Annotated in this window: 19 protein-coding genes; 13 read left to right on the top strand and 6 right to left on the bottom strand. The window is 51.9% G+C overall.

Annotated elements, in window-relative coordinates; all coding sequences use genetic code 11:
- Positions 1 to 74 precede the first annotated feature (74 nt).
- The 8 genes from yhfZ to D9738_RS20290 all read left to right on the top strand — a co-directional run bounded on the left by yhfZ (position 75) and on the right by D9738_RS20290 (position 7,484).
- Positions 75 to 980, top strand: coding sequence for a GntR family transcriptional regulator YhfZ (yhfZ, locus tag D9738_RS20325; RefSeq protein WP_130208953.1), 906 nt, complete (start codon positions 75 to 77; stop codon positions 978 to 980).
- A 16-nt stretch (positions 981 to 996) separates the two neighbouring features.
- On the top strand, positions 997 to 1,359 hold the full coding sequence (locus D9738_RS20320) for a PRD domain-containing protein (protein ID WP_130208951.1): 363 nt from the start codon (positions 997 to 999) through the stop codon (positions 1,357 to 1,359).
- A gap of 83 nt (positions 1,360 to 1,442) precedes the next feature.
- Positions 1,443 to 2,606: a YhfX family PLP-dependent enzyme gene (locus D9738_RS20315; RefSeq protein ID WP_130261018.1), complete on the top strand. Its 1,164-nt coding sequence runs from the start codon at positions 1,443 to 1,445 to the stop codon at positions 2,604 to 2,606.
- On the top strand, positions 2,606 to 3,832 hold the full coding sequence (locus D9738_RS20310) for a phosphopentomutase (RefSeq protein ID WP_130261017.1): 1,227 nt from the start codon (positions 2,606 to 2,608) through the stop codon (positions 3,830 to 3,832). The genes D9738_RS20315 and D9738_RS20310 overlap by 1 nt, the downstream gene beginning before the upstream one ends.
- Positions 3,829 to 4,707, top strand: a complete 879-nt coding sequence (locus tag D9738_RS20305; protein WP_130261016.1) for a phosphotriesterase-related protein — start codon at positions 3,829 to 3,831, stop codon at positions 4,705 to 4,707. Before D9738_RS20310 ends, D9738_RS20305 begins: the two co-directional genes overlap by 4 nt.
- Before the next feature lie 10 nt (positions 4,708 to 4,717).
- Positions 4,718 to 5,071: a DUF2620 domain-containing protein gene (locus D9738_RS20300; protein ID WP_000719728.1), complete on the top strand. Its 354-nt coding sequence runs from the start codon at positions 4,718 to 4,720 to the stop codon at positions 5,069 to 5,071.
- Between the two features lie 11 nt (positions 5,072 to 5,082).
- Positions 5,083 to 6,387 (top strand): YhfT family protein, encoded by a 1,305-nt coding sequence (locus D9738_RS20295; RefSeq protein WP_130261015.1) that lies wholly within the window; start codon positions 5,083 to 5,085, stop codon positions 6,385 to 6,387.
- A gap of 11 nt (positions 6,388 to 6,398) precedes the next feature.
- On the top strand, positions 6,399 to 7,484 hold the full coding sequence (locus tag D9738_RS20290) for an aminotransferase class I/II-fold pyridoxal phosphate-dependent enzyme (protein ID WP_130261014.1): 1,086 nt from the start codon (positions 6,399 to 6,401) through the stop codon (positions 7,482 to 7,484).
- A 107-nt stretch (positions 7,485 to 7,591) separates the two neighbouring features.
- Here the strand turns inward: D9738_RS20290 and D9738_RS20285 are convergent, their stop codons facing one another.
- The 6 genes from D9738_RS20285 to tsgA form a co-directional block, all read right to left on the bottom strand.
- Entirely contained in the window at positions 7,592 to 7,759 is a 168-nt protein-coding gene (locus D9738_RS20285) for a YhfL family protein (RefSeq protein ID WP_064527562.1), read from the bottom strand.
- A gap of 401 nt (positions 7,760 to 8,160) precedes the next feature.
- A complete protein-coding gene (gene cysG / locus D9738_RS20280; RefSeq protein ID WP_130261013.1) occupies positions 8,161 to 9,534 on the bottom strand; it encodes a siroheme synthase CysG in 1,374 nt (457 codons plus the stop codon).
- Positions 9,535 to 9,552: 18 nt separating this feature from the next.
- Positions 9,553 to 10,359, bottom strand: a complete 807-nt coding sequence (nirC, locus tag D9738_RS20275) for a nitrite transporter NirC (protein ID WP_130208937.1) — start codon at positions 10,357 to 10,359, stop codon at positions 9,553 to 9,555.
- Positions 10,360 to 10,485: 126 nt separating this feature from the next.
- On the bottom strand, positions 10,486 to 10,812 hold the full coding sequence (gene nirD, locus D9738_RS20270; RefSeq protein WP_000084764.1) for a nitrite reductase small subunit NirD: 327 nt from the start codon (positions 10,810 to 10,812) through the stop codon (positions 10,486 to 10,488).
- Positions 10,809 to 13,352 carry an NADPH-nitrite reductase large subunit gene (gene nirB / locus D9738_RS20265; RefSeq protein ID WP_000049201.1) on the bottom strand — a complete coding sequence of 848 codons (2,544 nt, stop codon included), beginning with the start codon at positions 13,350 to 13,352 and terminating at the stop codon, positions 10,809 to 10,811. Before nirB ends, nirD begins: the two co-directional genes overlap by 4 nt.
- A gap of 261 nt (positions 13,353 to 13,613) precedes the next feature.
- The gene (tsgA, locus tag D9738_RS20260; RefSeq protein ID WP_130261012.1) at positions 13,614 to 14,795 is read right to left on the bottom strand and encodes an MFS transporter TsgA; all 1,182 of its coding nucleotides are present in this window, start codon (positions 14,793 to 14,795) and stop codon (positions 13,614 to 13,616) included.
- A gap of 264 nt (positions 14,796 to 15,059) precedes the next feature.
- On the opposite strand from tsgA, the gene ppiA reads away from it, so the two are divergent.
- The 5 genes from ppiA (at position 15,060) to argD (ending at position 18,397) form a co-directional block, all read left to right on the top strand.
- On the top strand, positions 15,060 to 15,632 hold the full coding sequence (gene ppiA, locus D9738_RS20255) for a peptidylprolyl isomerase A (RefSeq protein WP_130261011.1): 573 nt from the start codon (positions 15,060 to 15,062) through the stop codon (positions 15,630 to 15,632).
- 104 nt (positions 15,633 to 15,736) lie between these two features.
- Positions 15,737 to 15,904: a YhfG family protein gene (locus tag D9738_RS20250; protein ID WP_130261010.1), complete on the top strand. Its 168-nt coding sequence runs from the start codon at positions 15,737 to 15,739 to the stop codon at positions 15,902 to 15,904.
- Positions 15,894 to 16,496: a putative adenosine monophosphate-protein transferase Fic gene (locus tag D9738_RS20245; protein WP_130208933.1), complete on the top strand. Its 603-nt coding sequence runs from the start codon at positions 15,894 to 15,896 to the stop codon at positions 16,494 to 16,496. Before D9738_RS20250 ends, D9738_RS20245 begins: the two co-directional genes overlap by 11 nt.
- A 31-nt stretch (positions 16,497 to 16,527) precedes the next feature.
- Positions 16,528 to 17,091: an aminodeoxychorismate synthase component 2 gene (pabA, locus tag D9738_RS20240; RefSeq protein ID WP_130261009.1), complete on the top strand. Its 564-nt coding sequence runs from the start codon at positions 16,528 to 16,530 to the stop codon at positions 17,089 to 17,091.
- A gap of 85 nt (positions 17,092 to 17,176) precedes the next feature.
- Positions 17,177 to 18,397 (top strand): bifunctional acetylornithine/succinyldiaminopimelate transaminase, encoded by a 1,221-nt coding sequence (gene argD / locus D9738_RS20235; protein ID WP_130261008.1) that lies wholly within the window; start codon positions 17,177 to 17,179, stop codon positions 18,395 to 18,397.
- Positions 18,398 to 18,422 lie beyond the last annotated feature (25 nt).

The following is an 18,422-nucleotide window of genomic DNA, read 5'->3' as shown; positions in this document are numbered from 1 at the left end:
TTTCCACATCTCTTAGTTGCCACTTATCTTCATTTTAATGAAGATATAAATATTCACTTTATTGAAAATATATTATGCGTCGAACGTTTATCAAAAAAGAAGGCGTCGTCATCACGACTCTGGCTCGTTATCTGTTAGGTGAAAAGTGCGGTAATCGATTGAAAACCATAGATGAACTGGCAACTGAATGCCATTCATCGGTTGGTCTGACACAGGCCGCGCTGAAAACGCTGGAATCAAGCGGCGCGATTAGAATTGAACGCCGTGGGCGCAATGGCAGTTATCTGGTCGAGATGAATAACAAAGCATTGCTGACTCATGTGGATATCAACAACGTGGTATGTGCGATGCCCTTGCCCTATACCCGTTTGTACGAAGGACTGGCAAGCGGGCTGAAAGCTCAGTTTGATAGCATTCCTTTTTATTATGCGCATATGCGCGGCGCGGATATTCGCGTGGAGTGTTTACTTAACGGCGTCTATGACATGGCGGTAGTTTCCCGCCTGGCGGCAGAAAGTTATCTCACGCAAAAAGGGTTATGCCTGGCGCTGGAACTTGGGCCGCATACCTATGTTGGCGAGCACCAGCTGATTTGCCGTAAAGGGGCGTCCGGCAACGTGAAACGCGTGGGGCTGGATAACCGCTCGGCGGATCAGAAAATCATGACCGATGTCTTTTTTGGCAATAGCGATGTGGAGCGCGTCGACCTCTCATATCACGAGAGTTTACAACGCATTGTAAAAGGCGATGTCGATGCGGTTATCTGGAACGTGGTGGCGGAAAGCGAACTGGCCATGCTGGGATTAGAAGCGACGCCGCTGACGAACGATCCACGATTTTTACAGGCCACTGAAGCCGTGGTGCTAACGCGAGCCGATGATTACCCGATGCAACAATTGCTACGTGCGGTTGTTGATAAACATGCCCTGCTTGCTCATCAACAGCGAGTCGTCAGTGGGGAACTTGAACCCAGTTATTAAGCGAAAGGCGTCTTAAATGGAAAACAGACTCAACCTGCTTTGCGAGGCAGGCGTCATTGATAAGGACATCTGCAAAGGCATGATGCAGGTCGTCAAAGTACTGGAAACAGAATGCCATCTTCCCATACGCAGCGAGCAGGGAACGATGGCGATGACGCATATGGCGAGTGCGCTGATGCGCAGTCGTCGGGGCGAACACATATTGCCGCTGGATGACGAATTACTGGCGGAACTGGCGCAATCCACATACTGGCCAGCGATTGTGCAATTGCATCAGGTGCTATTGAAGGAATTCGCGCTGGAAATTAACCCGTGTGAAGAAGGGTATTTGCTGGCCAATCTCTATGGATTATGGATGGCCGCCAACGAAGGTGTCTGAGTTATACGGCAAATCCGCGTCACATAACTTAAATATTCAAAAAAATGAATGTTTAATTCAAGGAATAGAAACGAGGCAACAAGATGTTTGTAGAAGCATTGAAACGCCAGAACCCAGCGCTGATTTCCGCCGCACTAAGCTTGTGGCAACAGGGCAAGATCGCCCCGGACAGTTGGGTTGTCGACGTGGATCAGTTACTGGAAAACGGTAAGAGGCTGATTGAGACGGCGCGGCTTTACGGCATTGAGCTGTATCTGATGACCAAGCAGTTTGGCCGTAATCCGTGGCTGGCGGAAAAACTTCTGGCACTGGGCTACAGCGGCATTGTGGCGGTGGATTACAAAGAGGCGCGGGTCATGCGCCGCGCCGGTCTGCCGGTGGCGCATCAGGGACATCTGGTGCAAATCCCTTGTCACCAGGTTTCTGACGCCGTTGCACAGGGAACTGACGTCATCACCGTGTTTACTCTCGATAAAGCGCGGGAAGTTTCTGCAGCAGCGGTGAAGACCGGACGTGTGCAGTCTGTGCTGCTCAAAGTTTATAGCGATGATGATTTTCTTTATCCGGGCCAGGAGAGCGGTTTTCCCCAAAACACGCTGCATGACATTGTCGCTGAAATCCAGAAACTACCAGGACTACATTTAGCGGGACTTACCCATTTCCCTTGCCTGCTTTGGGATGAGGCTGCCGGGAAAGTTTTGCCGACACCGAATCTTCACACGCTGGTACAAGCACGGGATCAACTGGCGAAATCTGGTATTGCGATTGAGCAACTGAACGCGCCTTCAGCGACCAGCTGCACTTCGCTGCCATTACTGGCGGAATACGGTGTGACTCATGCCGAACCCGGTCATGCACTGACGGGCACTATTCCGGCAAACCAGCAGGGCGATCAGCCTGAACGTATCGCCATGCTCTGGTTAAGTGAAATCTCCCATCATTTCCGTGGCGACAGCTACTGCTACGGCGGCGGTTACTACCGTCGTGGTCATGCTCACCGCGCTCTGGTTTTTACTAAAGAAAATCAAAAGATTACTGAAACTAACCTCAAAACTGTAGATGACAGCAGTATCGACTACACCCTGCCGTTAGCAGGTGAGTTTCCGGTGAGCAGCGCGGTGGTGCTCTGTTTTCGTACGCAGATTTTTGTTACCCGCAGTGATGTGGTGCTGGTATCGGGTATTCAGCGTGGCGAACCGGAGATCGTCGGTCGTTATGACAGTCTTGGAAACTCTCTGGGGGCGTAATGGCGCGATTCGTGGTGTTAGTGATTGATAGCTTTGGCGTAGGCGCAATGAAAGATGTCACGCTGGTGCGTCCGCAGGATGCGGGAGCGAATACCTGTGGTCACATTCTGAGCCAGCTGCCGCATTTGCAGCTGCCAACGCTGGAGAAAATGGGGCTAATCAACGCATTAGGTTATGCGCTTGGAGATATGCAGCCGTCAGATTCTGCAATCTGGGGCGTGGCAGAGCTGCAACATGAAGGTGGCGATACCTTTATGGGGCATCAGGAAATTTTAGGCACGCGCCCGTTACCGCCGCTACGGATGCCCTTTCGCGATGTGATTGACCGTGTTGAGCAAGCATTACTTAATGCTGGCTGGCAGGTGGAGCGCCGTGGCGATGATCTGCAATTTCTGTGGGTCAATCAGGCGGTTGCGATTGGCGATAATCTCGAGGCGGATTTAGGCCAAGTCTATAACATCACAGCCAATCTCTCTGTGATCTCTTTTGACGACGCAATCAAAATTGGTCGTATCGTGCGTGACCAAGTACAGGTCGGTCGGGTCATTACATTTGGCGGCTTGTTAACCGACAGTCAGCGTATTCTCGATGCCGCAGAAAGCAAAGAAGGGCGCTTTATTGGCATCAACGCGCCGCGTTCTGGCGCTTATGACAACGGTTTCCAGGTCGTGCATATGGGCTATGGCGTCGATGAAAAAGTGCAGGTGCCACAAAAACTGTATGAAGCAGGCGTGCCAACCGTGCTGGTGGGTAAGGTGGCAGATATCGTCAACAATCCTTATGGCGTGAGCTGGCAAAACCTGGTGGATAGCCAGCGGATTATGGATATCACCCTCGACGAATTTATCACCCATCAGACAGCGTTTATTTGCACCAACATTCAGGAAACCGACCTCGCTGGTCACGCAGAAGACGTCGCACGTTATGCCGAACGTTTGCAGGTCGTTGACCGTAATCTTGCTCTCCTGGTTGAGGCGATGCAGCCAGATGACTGCCTGATTGTCATGGCGGATCACGGCAACGACCCGACAATCGGTCACAGCCACCATACCCGCGAAGTCGTGCCTGTGCTGGTTTATCAGCAAGGGCTGGTCCATACGCAACTCGGTGTGCGCACCACGCTTTCTGATGTGGGGGCTACCGTGTGTGAATTTTTCCGTGCGCCACCGCCACAAAATGGTCGCTCTTTTCTTTCCTCCCTCCGGTTTGCAGGAGACACCCTATGAGTTTTGATCCGACGGGTTACACCCTGGCCCATGAGCATCTGCATATTGATCTCTCCGGCTTTAAAAACAACGTGGACTGCCGCCTTGATCAGTATGGGTTCATCTGCCAGGAGATGAACGACCTGATGGCCCAGGGCGTTCGTAATGTGATCGAGATGACCAACCGTTACATGGGGCGCAATGCGCAATTTATGCTTGATGTAATGCGCGAAACCGGGATCAACGTGGTGGCCTGTACCGGTTATTACCAGGATGCGTTTTTCCCGGAACATGTGGCGATCCGCAGCGTGCAGGAACTGGCGCAGGAGATGGTCGATGAAATTGAACAGGGTATCGATGGCACCGACCTGAAAGCCGGGATTATCGCGGAGATTGGCTCCAGCGAAGGAAAGATTACGCCGCTGGAAGAGAAGGTATTTATTGCCGCCGCGCTGGCACATAACCAGACCGGACGCCCGATCTCCACACATACCTCTTTTAGCACCATGGGGCTGGAACAACTGGCGCTACTGCACGCCCACGGAGTTGATCTTTCGCGCGTCACCGTTGGTCACTGCGATCTGAAAGACAACCTCGACAACATTTTGAAGATGATCGATCTCGGCGCGTATGTGCAGTTCGACACCATTGGTAAGAACAGTTACTACCCGGACGAAAAGCGTATTGCGATGCTTCATGCGCTACGCGACCGTGGGTTGCTGAACCGCGTCATGCTGTCGATGGATATTACACGGCGCTCTCATTTAAAAGCCAACGGTGGTTATGGCTATGACTATTTATTGACCACCTTTATTCCGCAATTGCGCCAGTCAGGATTCAGTCAGGCCGATGTGGATGTGATGTTACGTGAAAATCCCTCTCAATTTTTCCAATAAGGACAGACTCATGAAAAAGATTGGTGTTGCAGGCTTACAGCGTGAGCAGATTAAAAAAACCATTGAAGCGACGGCTCCAGGCTGTTTTGAAGTTTTCATTCATAACGATATGGAAGCAGCGATGAAGGTGAAATCCGGACAACTGGATTACTACATCGGCGCGTGTAATACCGGTGCGGGCGCGGCATTGTCGATTGCCATCGCGGTGATTGGCTATAACAAAAGTTGCACCATTGCCAAGCCGGGCATTAAAGCGAAAGACGAACATATCGCCAAAATGATCGCCGAAGGAAAAGTGGCGTTTGGGCTTTCCGTTGAGCACGTCGAACACGCGATTCCGATGTTGATTAACCATCTGAAATAAAAGGCACGACTATGGATCTGTATATTCAGATTATCGTGGTGGCGTGCCTGACGGGTATGACATCGCTTCTGGCGCATCGCTCGGCGGCTGTTTTTCATGACGGTATCCGCCCGATCCTGCCGCAACTGATTGAAGGCTATATGAACCGTCGCGAGGCGGGGAGTATCGCTTTTGGTCTGAGCATTGGTTTTGTGGCTTCGGTGGGGATCTCTTTTACCCTGAAAACCGGGCTACTCAACGCATGGTTACTCTTTCTTCCTACCGATATCCTCGGCGTACTGGCGATAAACAGCCTGATGGCGTTTGGTCTTGGCGCTATCTGGGGCGTGTTGATCCTTACTTGCCTGTTGCCGGTAAACCAGCTACTGACCGCGCTACCGGTGGATGTATTAGGTAGCCTGGGGGAATTAAGCTCACCGGTGGTTTCAGCGTTTGCACTGTTCCCGCTGGTAGCGATTTTCTACCAGTTTGGCTGGAAGCAAAGTCTGATCGCTGCCGTGGTTGTGCTGATGACCCGTGTGGTGGTAGTGCGCTATTTCCCGCATCTCAATCCGGAATCCATCGAAATCTTTATTGGCATGGTGATGCTGCTGGGGATCGCGATAACTCACGACCTGCGTCATCGTGATGAAAATGATCTTGATACAAGCGGACTTTCCGTCTTTGAAGAGCGTACGTCGCGGATTATCAAAAATTTACCCTATATCGCCATCGTGGGGGCATTGATTGCCGCCGTTGCCAGCATGAAGATTTTTGCTGGTAGCGAAGTGTCGATCTTCACACTGGAGAAAGCATATTCCGCAGGCGTAACGCCGGAACAATCGCAAACGCTGATCAATCAGGCGGCACTGGCGGAATTTATGCGTGGGCTGGGGTTTGTGCCGTTGATTGCCACCACCGCGTTAGCCACCGGCGTATATGCAGTTGCGGGCTTTACCTTTGTTTATGCGGTGGGCTATCTCTCGCCGAATCCGATGGTTGCAGCGGTATTAGGCGCAGTGGTTATTTCGGCAGAAGTCTTGCTGCTTCGTTCGATCGGCAAATGGCTGGGGCGCTACCCGTCGGTGCGTAATGCGTCGGATAACATCCGTAACGCCATGAATATGCTGATGGAAGTGGCGCTGCTGGTCGGTTCGATTTTCGCAGCAATTAAGATGGCGGGTTATACCGGATTCTCTATCGCGGTTGCCATTTACTTCCTCAACGAATCCCTGGGCCGTCCGGTACAGAAAATGGCGGCACCGGTCGTGGCAGTAATGATCACCGGCATCCTGCTGAATGTTCTTTACTGGCTTGGCCTGTTCGTTCCGGCTTAAGGAAGGCATCGATGAAGACGTTTCCTCTGCAAAGCCTGACGATTATTGAGGCGCAGCAAAAGCAGTTTGCGCTGGTGGATAGCATTTGCCGCCATTTCCCCGGCAGCGAGTTTCTTACTGGCGGTGATTTAGGGTTAACTCCAGGTCTGAATCAACCGCGTATTACCCAACGGGTGGAGCAGGTGCTGGCTGATGCATTTCACGCACAGGCCGCGGCGCTGGTGCAGGGCGCGGGGACTGGAGCAATTCGCGCCGGGCTGGCGGCTTTGCTCAAACCGGGGCAGCTTCTTCTGGTGCATGACGCGCCTGTTTATCCGACGACGCAGGTCATTGTTGAGCAGATGGGGCTGACGCTTATCACTGCTGATTTCAATGACCTGGCGGCACTTAAGCAGGTCGTCGAAGAGCAACAACCGGATGCGGCGCTAGTACAGCATACGCGCCAGCAGCCACAGGACAGCTACATGCTGGCAGATGTGCTGGCAACGTTGCGCTCGTCTGGCGTTCCAGCGTTAACCGATGACAACTATGCGGTGATGAAGGTAGCGCGAATCGGCTGCGAATGCGGGGCGAATGTTTCGACATTCTCCTGCTTCAAGCTGTTTGGGCCAGAGGGTGTTGGCGCGGTGGTAGGTGATGCCGATGTTATTAGTCGGATTCGCGCCACGCTTTACTCCGGCGGCAGCCAGATTCAGGGGGCTCAGGCGCTGGAAGTGTTGCGTGGGCTGGTGTTCGCGCCTGTAATGCATGCGGTGCAGGCGGGTGTTTCTGAACGGTTGCTGGCTTTACTTAACGGTGGTGCGGTGCCGGAAGTTAAAAACGCCGTCATTGCTAATGCGCAGTCGAAAGTATTAATTGTGGAGTTTCATCAGCCGATTGCCGCCAGGGTGCTGGAAGAGGCGCAAAAGCGCGGCGCGTTGCCTTACCCGGTGGGTGCGGAGTCGAAATATGAAATCTCGCCGCTCTTTTACCGCCTTTCCGGAACGTTTCGCCAGGCGAATCCACAATTAGAACATTGTGCGATTCGCATTAATCCGAATCGTAGTGGTGAAGAGACGGTGCTGCGGATTTTGCGTGAGAGTATTGCCAGCGTTTAATCGTTGTGAATGACGTTTTCGGAGTTAATACAAAAACAAATACGCCCTCAGGTAATCCCGAGGGCGTCAGGTAATTAAATCAGCGTTAGCTAATTTCAGTCAGAGACTTACTGTGCAGTAGGACCGCAGCCGCCAATGATTTTAGAAATAGAAATTGCCGGGTGCAGCAGGTAGTCGTAAGAGCAGTTCTTTTCACGGTTTTCAATATGACCAGTACATGCAGTTAATGTTGCCAGGACTGCACCAACCAGTGCCACTTTAATAAACTTGTTCATTTTCATTCCCTATGTAAAATATATCGAGTAATATTCATTGATTATGTGAATATAAGCAAACAGCTCGCTAAAGACGATACAGGAATATCTATTGTGCGTCAGTGAACGGACTATGAATATTATGCTTATATTTGTAAGCCGCTGTAACTGCAGGGCGTTATTAAAATAAATTATACTCGTCATACTTCAAGTTGCATGTGCTGCGTCTGCGTTCGCTCACCCCAGTCACTTACTCATGTAAGCTCCTGGGGATTCACTCGCTTGTCGCCTTCCTGCAACTCGAATTATTTAGAGTATAGTTAAAAGTTTGTTTTATGTATGCTGAAAATAAACATTAATATAAGTATGTTTGTAAATAAAAAAAGGCCAGAAATATCCGGCCTTAGTTAATTTTTTTTAAATTAATGGTTAGAGAACCAATTTAATTTATTGCGCAGGCCAACGACCCGACCAATAATAATTAATGATGGGCTGTTCATTTGTTGAGCCAGTTCACCTAGCTGCGCGAGCGTACCGTCAATCACGCGCTGCGTGACTGCCGTGCCGTTTTCAACAATCGCCACTGGTATTTCACCAGGCATTCCGTGTTCAATCAGTTTTTGCTGAATGGTCGCGGCCTGATTCAGCCCCATATAGAATACCAGCGTCTGTTTTTCTGCCGCCAGATTTTCCCAGTCCAGCTCGCCACCGGTTTTTAAGTGTCCGGTAATTAAGCGTACGCTCTGAGCATAATCGCGATGCGTAAGTGGAATACCCGAATAGGCAGAGCAACCAGAAGCTGCGGTAATACCCGGAACCACCGAGAACGGAATACCCGCGTTGCACAGTGTTTCCAGCTCTTCGCCACCACGGCCGAAAATAAACGGATCGCCGCCTTTCAGACGCACCACGCGTTTGCCTTTTTGCGCTTCCCTAAGAAGGATCTGGTTAATCTCTTCCTGCGGTACGCAGTGGTATCCCGCGCGTTTACCGACGAAGACACGATCCGCATCTCGACGTACCAGATTCATAATATCGTCAGAAACCAGACGGTCGTAGACCACCACATCAGCCTGCTGAATTTGTTGCAGACCTTTCAGAGTCAGCAGCCCGGCATCGCCCGGACCTGCGCCAACCAGCACCACTTCACCACGATGATCGAGCGGTTCGTTGATTAACTGTTCGGTGGTTTCAGTAATGGCTTTCTGATCGTTGTTTGCCAGCGACTGCGCCAGGCGGTCGTTAACGAACAATTTTTCCCAGAAACGGCGACGTTCACCCATCGTGGCGAACTGTTGTTTGACCCGACCGCGTAACTGCCCGGCATATTTCGCCACCTGGCCCAGATGCAGCGGCAGCAGTGATTCAAGTTTTTCGCGCAACAGTCGCGCCAGAACCGGAGAGGTCCCGCCAGAGGAGACCGCTACCATTAGCGGTGAGCGGTCAATAATCGACGGCATAATAAAGCTGGCGGCTTTCGGCGCATCGACCACGTTACAGAAGATACGACGAGATTCAGCAGCTTCGCTGACACGCTGGTTAAGCGCGTCATCATCCGTCGCTGCAATCGCCAGCCAGCAGGTGTCGAGAAGGCTTTCATCAAATGGCCCTTCGACGAGGGTTAACATGCCTGCATCTGCCCATGCGGTGAACTGTGGAATAAACGCTAATGCATTCACCGTTAAGCGAGCGCCTGCGTCTAACAGCAACCTTGCTTTGCGTTCCGCGACATCACCACCGCCGACAATCAGACAGTCGCGATCGCGTAATTGGCAAAATATAGGCAAATGATCCACGTAAAAACCCCTTAGTAATTAACCGGCAGCCGTTTCAGTTTGATTAAATTTGTCCGCAATCGGACGATTCGCTTTCGGCGTAGCATACCAATAACCCAATCCCATGAATACGGCGCCCGATAAAGTATTACCCAGCGTCACCCATAGCAGGTTATGACCAATACCCGCCAGCGTGTAGGCTTCGCTGTGGTTACCGAACCAGGAGAGCGCGAACAGCGTCATGTTAGCGATGGAGTGCTCATAGCCGGACGCGATAAATGCCAGCAGACACCACCAGATAGCGATAAATTTCGCCGCCCCTTCAGTGCGCAACGCCATCCAGATTGCCAGGCAAACCAGCCAGTTACACAATGCACCTTTGAAGAACAGTACCATTGCCGGTGCGGTGGTTTTAGCCAGCGCGACGGAGTGAACGATGCTGGTATCTACCGGCAGCAGGCTACCACCGCCCCAGCTATAGAGCATGGCAACAAAGACGGAACCGACCAGATTACCCAGCCAGGTTTGCGGCAGGATTGCCCACATTTGCCCGTGGCTGATGGTGCCCGCTTTCACCCCAAAGGTGAGGAACATTGTGTGTCCGGTGAACAGTTCAGAACCGGCGATAATCACCAGCGTTAAGGCGATACCAAAAGTCGCGCCCATCACCAGAGGACGTATGGACGGATCGAGCAAATTACCGAGTGTGAAAATCAGGATGATCCCAAGACCCACATACGCGCCCGCCATGGCGGAGCTGACCCAAAAGCCGAGCGGGTTATTTGCCGACAGGCGAGCAATGCGCGCAGCGTTAGCCGCACACTTATTAATAGTGTCTGTAAACATTTGATTATCCTTTAAAAAAATAAAAACAAAAAGTAAAACAAAAAGTTTAAAAAATGTCCTGCAATATACCGAAGGTCATTACAGGACAATGCAAAAAGGGGAGGCATTGCGCCTCCCGTTAAAACATTAACCGCGTAGCTGTACCACGCCGTCTTTCACTCGTGCTTCGTAATGCTTGACGGAAAACTGCTCGTCTTCCATGCACAAGCCGTCGCTTAAGCGAAAACGCTGTTTTTTCAGCGGGCTGGCGACCCACAGCTCGCCCTGGTGTTCCGCAATCAGCCCGCGTGACAGCACGCTGGATTCGAAGAACGGATCGATGTTGCTGATCGCAAACACCTGATCGCTGTGATACGGGCGGAAAATCGCGACCTGCTCGTCACCTAACAGCGCGCAGACGCCGGTTTCAGGCAGGATGTCATCGATTTTGCAGATGTCTTTCCACTGGCTCATGCGTTGTCCTCCACCAGAGTTACCGGGATACGTTCATACGGCGTTGCCGGACGGTGCTGTTCGCGCTCTGGCACCATCTGCACGTTCGGGTCACGCTTGTCGCTGTTGATGAAGTGTTTGAAGCGAGTCTGCGCAGACGGCGTGTTGACCGTTTCAGTCCACTCACACACTACCGCTTCACGCAGGCGCGCCATCTCTTCTTCCAGATGTGCGTTCAGCCCCAGTTTGTCGTCAATGATCACCGCTTTCAGGTAATCAATGCCGCCTTCGAGGTTTTCTAACCACGGTGCGGTACGCGTCAGTTTGTCGGCGGTACGGATGTAGAACATCATGAAGCGGTCGAGGTATTTGATCAGCGTTTCGCGATCGATATCCGCCGCCAGCAGATCCGCATGACGCGGTTTCATGCCGCCGTTACCGCAAACGTATAGATTCCAGCCTTTTTCAGTGGCGATAATACCCACGTCTTTACCCTGAGCTTCTGAACATTCACGGGTACAGCCGGAGACACCGAACTTCATTTTGTGCGGAGTACGGATGCCTTTGTAGCGGTTTTCCAGTTCCACGCCGAGGCCGACGCTGTCGCCAACGCCGTAGCGGCACCAGGTGCTACCCACGCAGGTTTTCGCCATACGCAGTGCTTTCGCATAGGCATGGCCGGTTTCGAAGCCTGCTTCAATCAGCTGACGCCAGATCTCCGGCAGATCGTCTTTTTGTGCGCCAAACATCGCCAGGCGCTGGGAGCCGGTGATTTTGGTGTAGAGATTAAATTCACGCGCGATACGACCCACTGCCATCAGCCCTTCCGGGGTGATTTCACCGCCCGGAGAACGCGGGATCACCGAGTAGGTGCCGTCTTTCTGGATGTTAGCGAGGAAGTTGTCGTTAGAATCCTGCAGCGGAGTATGTTCCGGCTTCAGAATGTATTCGTTCCAGCAGGAGGCCAGCAGCGAACCGACGGTCGGTTTACAAACTTCACAACCGTAGCCTTTGCCGTGTTTCGCCAGCAGTTCTTCGAAGGTTTTAATGCCTTCAACGCGGATCAAATGGAACAGTTCCTGACGCGAATAAGCAAAGTGTTCGCACAGGTTGTTGTTAACTTCGATGCCCTGTTTCGCCAGTTCCGCGTTCAGTACCTGAGTGACCAGCGGGATACAGCCACCGCAGCCAGTACCCGCTTTGGTTTCGGCTTTCAGCGCCGCAACGGTGTGGCAGCCTTTGTTGATGGCAGCAATCAGATCGCCTTTGGTGACGTCGAAGCAGGAGCAGATTTGCGCGCTGTCCGGCAGTTTATCAACACCGATAGACGGCTTACCGCTACCAGAGTGCGCTGGCAGGATCAGGGAATCCGGGTTTTCCGGCAGCTCGATAGCGTTCAGCACCAGTTGCAGCAGGTTACCGTAGTCGCTGGTATCGCCCACCAGTACCGCGCCGAGCAGGGTTTTGTTGTCTTCGCTGACAATCAGGCGTTTGTAGATCTCTTTGCTTTCGTCGAGGTAAACGTAGCTACGTGCGCCAGGCGTGCGACCGTGTGCATCACCAATACCGCCTACGTCTACGCCCAGCAGTTTCAACTTGGCGCTAAGGTCAGCACCTTCAAAGGCGTTTTCGTTGCCGAGAATGTGGTCAACGGCGACCTGCGCCATTTTGTAGCCAGGTGCGACCAGACCAAATACACGGTTGTTCCAGCTTGCGCATTCCCCGATGGCGTAGATATCCGGATCGGAAGTCTGGCAGGAATCATTAATGACGATACCCCCACGCGGAGCTACGTCCAGACCACACTGGGTTGCCAGCTTATCGCGCGGACGGATACCGGTAGAGAAGACGATAAAGTCAACTTCCAGCTCACTGCCGTCGGCAAAACGCATGGTTTTACGCGCTTCAACACCTTCCTGCACAATCTCAAGGGTGTTTTTGCTGGTGTGAACGCGTACACCCATGCTCTCGATTTTGCGACGCAGCTGCTCGCCGCCCATCTGATCAAGCTGTTCCGCCATCAGCATAGGGGCAAATTCAATAACGTGGGTTTCAATACCTAAGTTTTTCAGCGCGCCAGCGGCTTCCAGACCTAACAGGCCGCCACCAACAACGGCACCGCGCTTGCTGCGACGGGCGCAGGATTCAATGGCGTTGAGGTCTTCAATGGTGCGATAGACAAAGCAGTCCTGGGTATCAGAACCTTTGATTGGCGGGATCCACGGATAGGAACCGGTCGCCATGATCAGCTTGTCATAAAAAACGGTACGCCCGGCGCTGGAGTGGATCACCTTCTCCTGACGGTTGATGGTGATAGCGCGTTCGCCGACCAGAACTTTGATGCCGTGTTTCTCGTAGAAGCCTTCGCGCACCAGCGACAGCTCTTCGGCGGTGTGGTGAGAGAAGTAAGACGAGAGGTGTACGCGGTCATAAGCGATGCGCGGTTCTTCACAGAAAACGGTAATATCAAAGTTGGCCGCATCAGATTTATCAAGAAGATCTTCGATAAAGCGATGGCCGACCATACCGTTACCGATAATTGCGAGTCTGACTTTGCTCATTTTTGCCTCGATTTCTTTTTTATTACCGCCTACCTTAACGATTCAGCAACCCCGCTTATTGATGTAAATCAAATTCACCTTTATATACTCCTTAAGTGGTATATTGCTGATTTGTATAAATTTTCTTAAGTCACGGAATTGTCTGATATTTCATGTTTGTGTAAAAAACACACAAAATGAAAGGTTTTATAGAGATGAAGGCACGTTGCGGGGGAAGAGAAGAAAAGGCCGGACGACGATAGCGCCGCCCGGCATGAGCAATTAATGAGAGGTCTGGGTGTTGTGCTGACGGTGACGGCTGACAAAACCTAACAGGAAGCACATCACGAATACCACAGCGTACAGACCGTTTGCAGTGAGCAGTGCTGCCTGTGGACCGCTATGTTCAACAATCGGTCCGGTAACCACAAAGGTCAACATGGTGCCGATGGTCCCGCAGGTCAGGACAAAGTTAACCAGTTTTGGCGATGGTACTTTGGTCTGCTGTGAACCCAAGGTGATGATGGTGGTATAGATCGCGCTGGAGAAGAAGCCCAGGGCGAGAATTGACCACGCCATGTGTGCCGGTGTTCCGGTGTTAAAGACATACATTAGAATCGCAGCCAGACCAGCCAGTACGGTCAGAATGCGTTGCAGATCAAAGAAGCGAAGAATAAAGCTGAATGCCCACATGCCAACCATGTACGACATCCAGAAGTTGCTTACCAGCGTACCTGCATCGTTCAGGCTCATGCCCAGACCTTTGGCATACTCCGGCACCCAGGAGATAAAACCTAACTGGCCGAGGATGTAGCACAGTGCCGCAATGGAGAGAAACAGCACGCCGATCCCCCATTTTTCTTTCGCTACCGGAGCGTCAGTTTTTGGCGCATGTTTACCCAGTGCCGGGAACTCACAGCCGAAGGTCAGAATAAAGATAGCGACGTACACCAGCCCGATGCAGGCATAAACCCAGTACCACTCAATGCTGCGTGCCAGCAGATACGCGGCAATCATCGGGAAAATCATCCCGGCCATGCTGAAGAAGGAGTCGGTAAATAACAGGCGGGAACCGCGCTGACGCCCTTCATACATTTGCGTTATCAGGAACGTACCAATCGACATGGTGATGCCGCTAACCACCCCGAGAATGAACATCGCCGCCGAGAACAGCGCCAGGCTGTGGCTGAACATCAAACCGGCAACCGCCAGCACCATCAGGAGAAAGCCAAAACGTAACTGCGTTTTCAACGGGACGATTTCCATCAGCCAGGCGTTGAGGAAGATAGAGATTAAAATGCCGGCATTGAGGAAGGTGAAGGTATTACTCATACTGGAAACAGGCAGATTGAAATAATCGGCGATGTTTCCCATCACCATCCCGGTGACAATAACCAACGCACCGGTCAGTGCGTAGGAGAGAAAGCTAATCCATGTGAGCTTGATGCGATTGCTGTTAGTCATGATTGGCCTGCGTTAAAAGATAAAATGGCATAGTGGATATGCTGCGAGCGGGCGATTTTAGGTGATTTTGTGATCTGATTAAATATTTAATTGCAAACGGTTGCTAATTTGCAATATTTAAGGTGATTCTCATCACGAAATATACGTGATCATCAGGTTACATATATTTCAAGTGCGTAAAATTAGGTAAAGGAATGGCCTTGTCATTGAAGGCTATTTAGAATCTCTCCACTTGCTTTTTTTCTGCTCTGTTAAGGAAATCTCATGTTCAAATCGACCCTGGCAGCTGTTGTAGCTGTTTTCGCTCTTTCTACTCTCTCACCTGAAGCAATGGCAGCGAAAGGGGATCCGCACGTATTGTTAACAACCTCTGCTGGTAATATCGAACTGGAGCTGGATAGCCAGAAAGCGCCAGTATCAGTGCAAAATTTCGTCGATTATGTGAACAGCGGCTTTTATAACAACACCACTTTTCACCGGGTGATCCCGGGCTTTATGATTCAGGGTGGTGGATTTACCGAGCAGATGCAGCAGAAAAAACCGAATCCGCCGATCAAAAATGAGGCTGATAACGGTCTGCGTAACACCCGTGGCACCATCGCGATGGCGCGTACCGCCGACAAAGACAGCGCCACCAGCCAGTTCTTTATCAACGTTGCCGATAACGCCTTCCTCGACCACGGTCAGCGTGATTTCGGTTACGCGGTATTTGGCAAAGTGGTGAAAGGCATGGATGTTGCTGACAAGATTTCCCAGGTCCCAACCCATGATGTTGGCCCGTACCAGAATGTGCCGTCAAAACCGGTAGTTATCCTTTCCGCTAAAGTCCTGCCGTAATGATTTCTCGCGCGGGTAATCTTGCCCGCGCCTCTGCTCTCCCGGCGTAACCTGGATTTGCCGCTTATACTTGTGGCAAACGGACACGTTCAGGGAGGCATCAAGTGAAGAAACTCACCGATAAGCAAAAGTCCCGTCTCTGGGAGCTTCAGCGTAATCGTAATTTCCAGGCCAGCCGCCGCCTTGAAGGCGTCGAGATGCCATCAGTCACTCTTACTGCCGCAGAGGCTTTAGCACGCCTTGAAGAGCTGAGGAGGCACTATGAGCGATAAATTCGGCGAAGGGCGCGATCCGTATCTTTATCCTGGCCTTGATATCATGCGTAATCGGTTGAATATCCGCCAGCAGCAGCGGCTGGAACAGGCTGCTTACGAAATGACGGCGCTGCGTGCTGCGGCCATTGAGCTTGGTCCGCTGGTGCGCGGTTTACCGCATTTGCGCGCTATTCATCGCCAGCTTTATCAGGATATTTTCGACTGGGCGGGGCAACTACGCGAAGTCGATATTTATCAGGGCGATACGCCGTTCTGCCACTTTGCCTATATCGAAAAAGAGGGCAATGCCCTGATGCAGGATCTGGAGGAAGAAGGTTATCTGGTTGGCCTGGAAAAAGCGAAGTTCGTCGAGCGGCTGGCGCACTACTATTGTGAAATCAACGTACTGCATCCCTTCCGGGTGGGAAGTGGTCTGGCACAGCGGATCTTCTTCGAGCAACTGGCGATTCATGCCGGCTATCAACTGAACTGGCAGGGTATTGAAGAAGAGGCCTGGAATCAGGCAAATCAGAGTGGGGCAATGGGTGATCTTACCGCGCTGCAGATGATATTTAGCAAAGTGGTAAGCGAAGCCGGGGAATCTGAGTAAAATAGCGCGGTTCTTTCGTACCGGAGCCGCCATGATCCTGCTTATTGATAACTACGATTCTTTTACCTGGAACCTCTACCAGTACTTTTGTGAACTGAGGGCCGATGTGCTGGTTAAGCGCAACGATGCGTTGACGTTGGCAGATATCGACGCCCTTAAACCACAAAAAATTGTCATATCACCCGGCCCCTGTACGCCAGATGAAGCCGGGATCTCCCTTGACGTTATTCGTCACTATGCCGGGCGCTTGCCGATTCTTGGCGTCTGCCTCGGTCATCAGGCGATGGCGCAGGCTTTTGGTGGCAAAGTTGTGCGCGCCGCAAAGGTCATGCACGGCAAAACCTCGCCGATTACACATAACGGTGAGGGCGTATTCCTGGGGCTAGCGAATCCACTCACCGTGACGCGCTACCATTCGCTGGTGGTGGAACCTGACTCATTACCAGCGTGCTTTGACGTGACGGCCTGGAGCGAAACCGGGGAGATTATGGGGATTCGCCATCGCCAGTGGGATCTGGAAGGTGTGCAGTTCCATCCAGAAAGTATTCTTAGCGAACAAGGACATCAACTGCTGGCTAATTTCCTGCATCGCTGATTTCTGATTGCCATTGAGTGATTTTTTATGCATATTTTGTGATTATAATTTCACATTGATTTATGCGTAACAGGGTGATCATGAGATGGCAATTGAACAAACAGCAATTACACGCGCGACTTTCGATGAAGTGATTCTGCCGATTTATGCTCCGGCAGAGTTTATTCCGGTAAAAGGTCAGGGCAGCCGAGTCTGGGATCAGCAAGGCAAAGAGTATGTCGATTTCGCGGGTGGGATTGCGGTAACGGCGTTAGGTCATTGCCATCCGGCGCTGGTGGAAGCGTTAAAAACCCAGGGGGAAACCCTGTGGCATATCAGCAACGTTTTCACCAATGAACCGGCGCTGCGTCTTGGGCGTAAACTGATTGAGGCGACGTTTGCCGAACGCGTGGTGTTTATGAACTCCGGTACGGAAGCCAACGAAACCGCTTTTAAACTGGCGCGTCACTACGCCTGCGTGCGTCATAGTCCGTTCAAAACCAAAATCATCGCCTTCCATAACGCCTTTCATGGTCGCTCGTTGTTTACCGTTTCTGTGGGCGGGCAGCCAAAATATTCCGACGGCTTTGGGCCGAAACCGGCAGATATTATCCACGTGCCTTTTAATGATCTTCACGCAGTGAAAGCGGTGATGGATGACCATACCTGCGCGGTGGTGGTTGAGCCTATTCAGGGTGAGGGTGGCGTGACGGCGGCGACGCCAGCGTTTTTGCAGGGCTTGCGTGAGTTGTGCGATCAGCATCATGCATTGCTGGTGTTTGATGAAGTGCAGTGTGGAATGGGGCGGACTGGCGATTTGTTTGCCTATATGCACTACGGCGTGACGCCAGATATTTTGACCTCTGCGAAAGCCCTGGGCGGCGGCTTCCCGATTAGCGCCATGCTGACCACGGCGGAGATTGCTTCAGCGTTTCATCCTGGTTCTCACGGTTCCACCTACGGCGGTAATCCACTGGCCTGTGCAGTCGCGGGTGCGGCATTTGATATCATCAATACCCCTGAAGTGCTGGAAGGCATTCAGGCGAAACGCCAGCGTTTTGTTGACCATTTGCAGAAGATCGATCAGCAGTTTGATGTGTTTAGCGATATTCGCGGCATGGGGTTGTTGATTGGCGCGGAGCTGAAACCTCAGTACAAAGGTCAGGCGCGTGATTTTCTTTATGCGGGTGCCGAGGCTGGCGTAATGGTGCTGAACGCTGGGCCGGATGTGATGCGTTTTGCGCCATCGCTGGTGGTGGATGATGCGGATATCGATGAAGGGATGCAACGTTTCGCCCACGCGGTGGCGAAGGTGGTCGGGGCGTAAATAAGACGCGTCAGCGTCGTATCAG

This window comes from Escherichia sp. E10V5 (assembly GCF_004212315.1).
Taxonomy (GTDB): domain Bacteria; phylum Pseudomonadota; class Gammaproteobacteria; order Enterobacterales; family Enterobacteriaceae; genus Escherichia.
Note: the sequence above shows the minus strand (reverse complement) of the source record. Positions and strands in the feature narration are given on the sequence as shown.

Bases quoted from the DNA above. Each gene is read 5' to 3' on its own strand.
- yhfZ (WP_130208953.1), top strand. From the start codon at position 75: ATGCGTCGAACGTTTATCAAAAAAGAAGGCGTCGTCATCACGACTCTG.
- D9738_RS20320 (WP_130208951.1), top strand. From the start codon at position 997: ATGGAAAACAGACTCAACCTGCTTTGCGAGGCAGGCGTCATTGATAAG.
- D9738_RS20315 (WP_130261018.1), top strand. From the start codon at position 1,443: ATGTTTGTAGAAGCATTGAAACGCCAGAACCCAGCGCTGATTTCCGCC.
- D9738_RS20310 (WP_130261017.1), top strand. From the start codon at position 2,606: ATGGCGCGATTCGTGGTGTTAGTGATTGATAGCTTTGGCGTAGGCGCA.
- D9738_RS20305 (WP_130261016.1), top strand. From the start codon at position 3,829: ATGAGTTTTGATCCGACGGGTTACACCCTGGCCCATGAGCATCTGCAT.
- D9738_RS20300 (WP_000719728.1), top strand. From the start codon at position 4,718: ATGAAAAAGATTGGTGTTGCAGGCTTACAGCGTGAGCAGATTAAAAAA.
- D9738_RS20295 (WP_130261015.1), top strand. From the start codon at position 5,083: ATGGATCTGTATATTCAGATTATCGTGGTGGCGTGCCTGACGGGTATG.
- D9738_RS20290 (WP_130261014.1), top strand. From the start codon at position 6,399: ATGAAGACGTTTCCTCTGCAAAGCCTGACGATTATTGAGGCGCAGCAA.
- D9738_RS20285 (WP_064527562.1), bottom strand. From the start codon at position 7,759: ATGAACAAGTTTATTAAAGTGGCACTGGTTGGTGCAGTCCTGGCAACA.
- nirC (WP_130208937.1), bottom strand. From the start codon at position 10,359: ATGTTTACAGACACTATTAATAAGTGTGCGGCTAACGCTGCGCGCATT.
- nirD (WP_000084764.1), bottom strand. From the start codon at position 10,812: ATGAGCCAGTGGAAAGACATCTGCAAAATCGATGACATCCTGCCTGAA.
- nirB (WP_000049201.1), bottom strand. From the start codon at position 13,352: ATGAGCAAAGTCAGACTCGCAATTATCGGTAACGGTATGGTCGGCCAT.
- tsgA (WP_130261012.1), bottom strand. From the start codon at position 14,795: ATGACTAACAGCAATCGCATCAAGCTCACATGGATTAGCTTTCTCTCC.
- ppiA (WP_130261011.1), top strand. From the start codon at position 15,060: ATGTTCAAATCGACCCTGGCAGCTGTTGTAGCTGTTTTCGCTCTTTCT.
- D9738_RS20245 (WP_130208933.1), top strand. From the start codon at position 15,894: ATGAGCGATAAATTCGGCGAAGGGCGCGATCCGTATCTTTATCCTGGC.
- pabA (WP_130261009.1), top strand. From the start codon at position 16,528: ATGATCCTGCTTATTGATAACTACGATTCTTTTACCTGGAACCTCTAC.
- argD (WP_130261008.1), top strand. From the start codon at position 17,177: ATGGCAATTGAACAAACAGCAATTACACGCGCGACTTTCGATGAAGTG.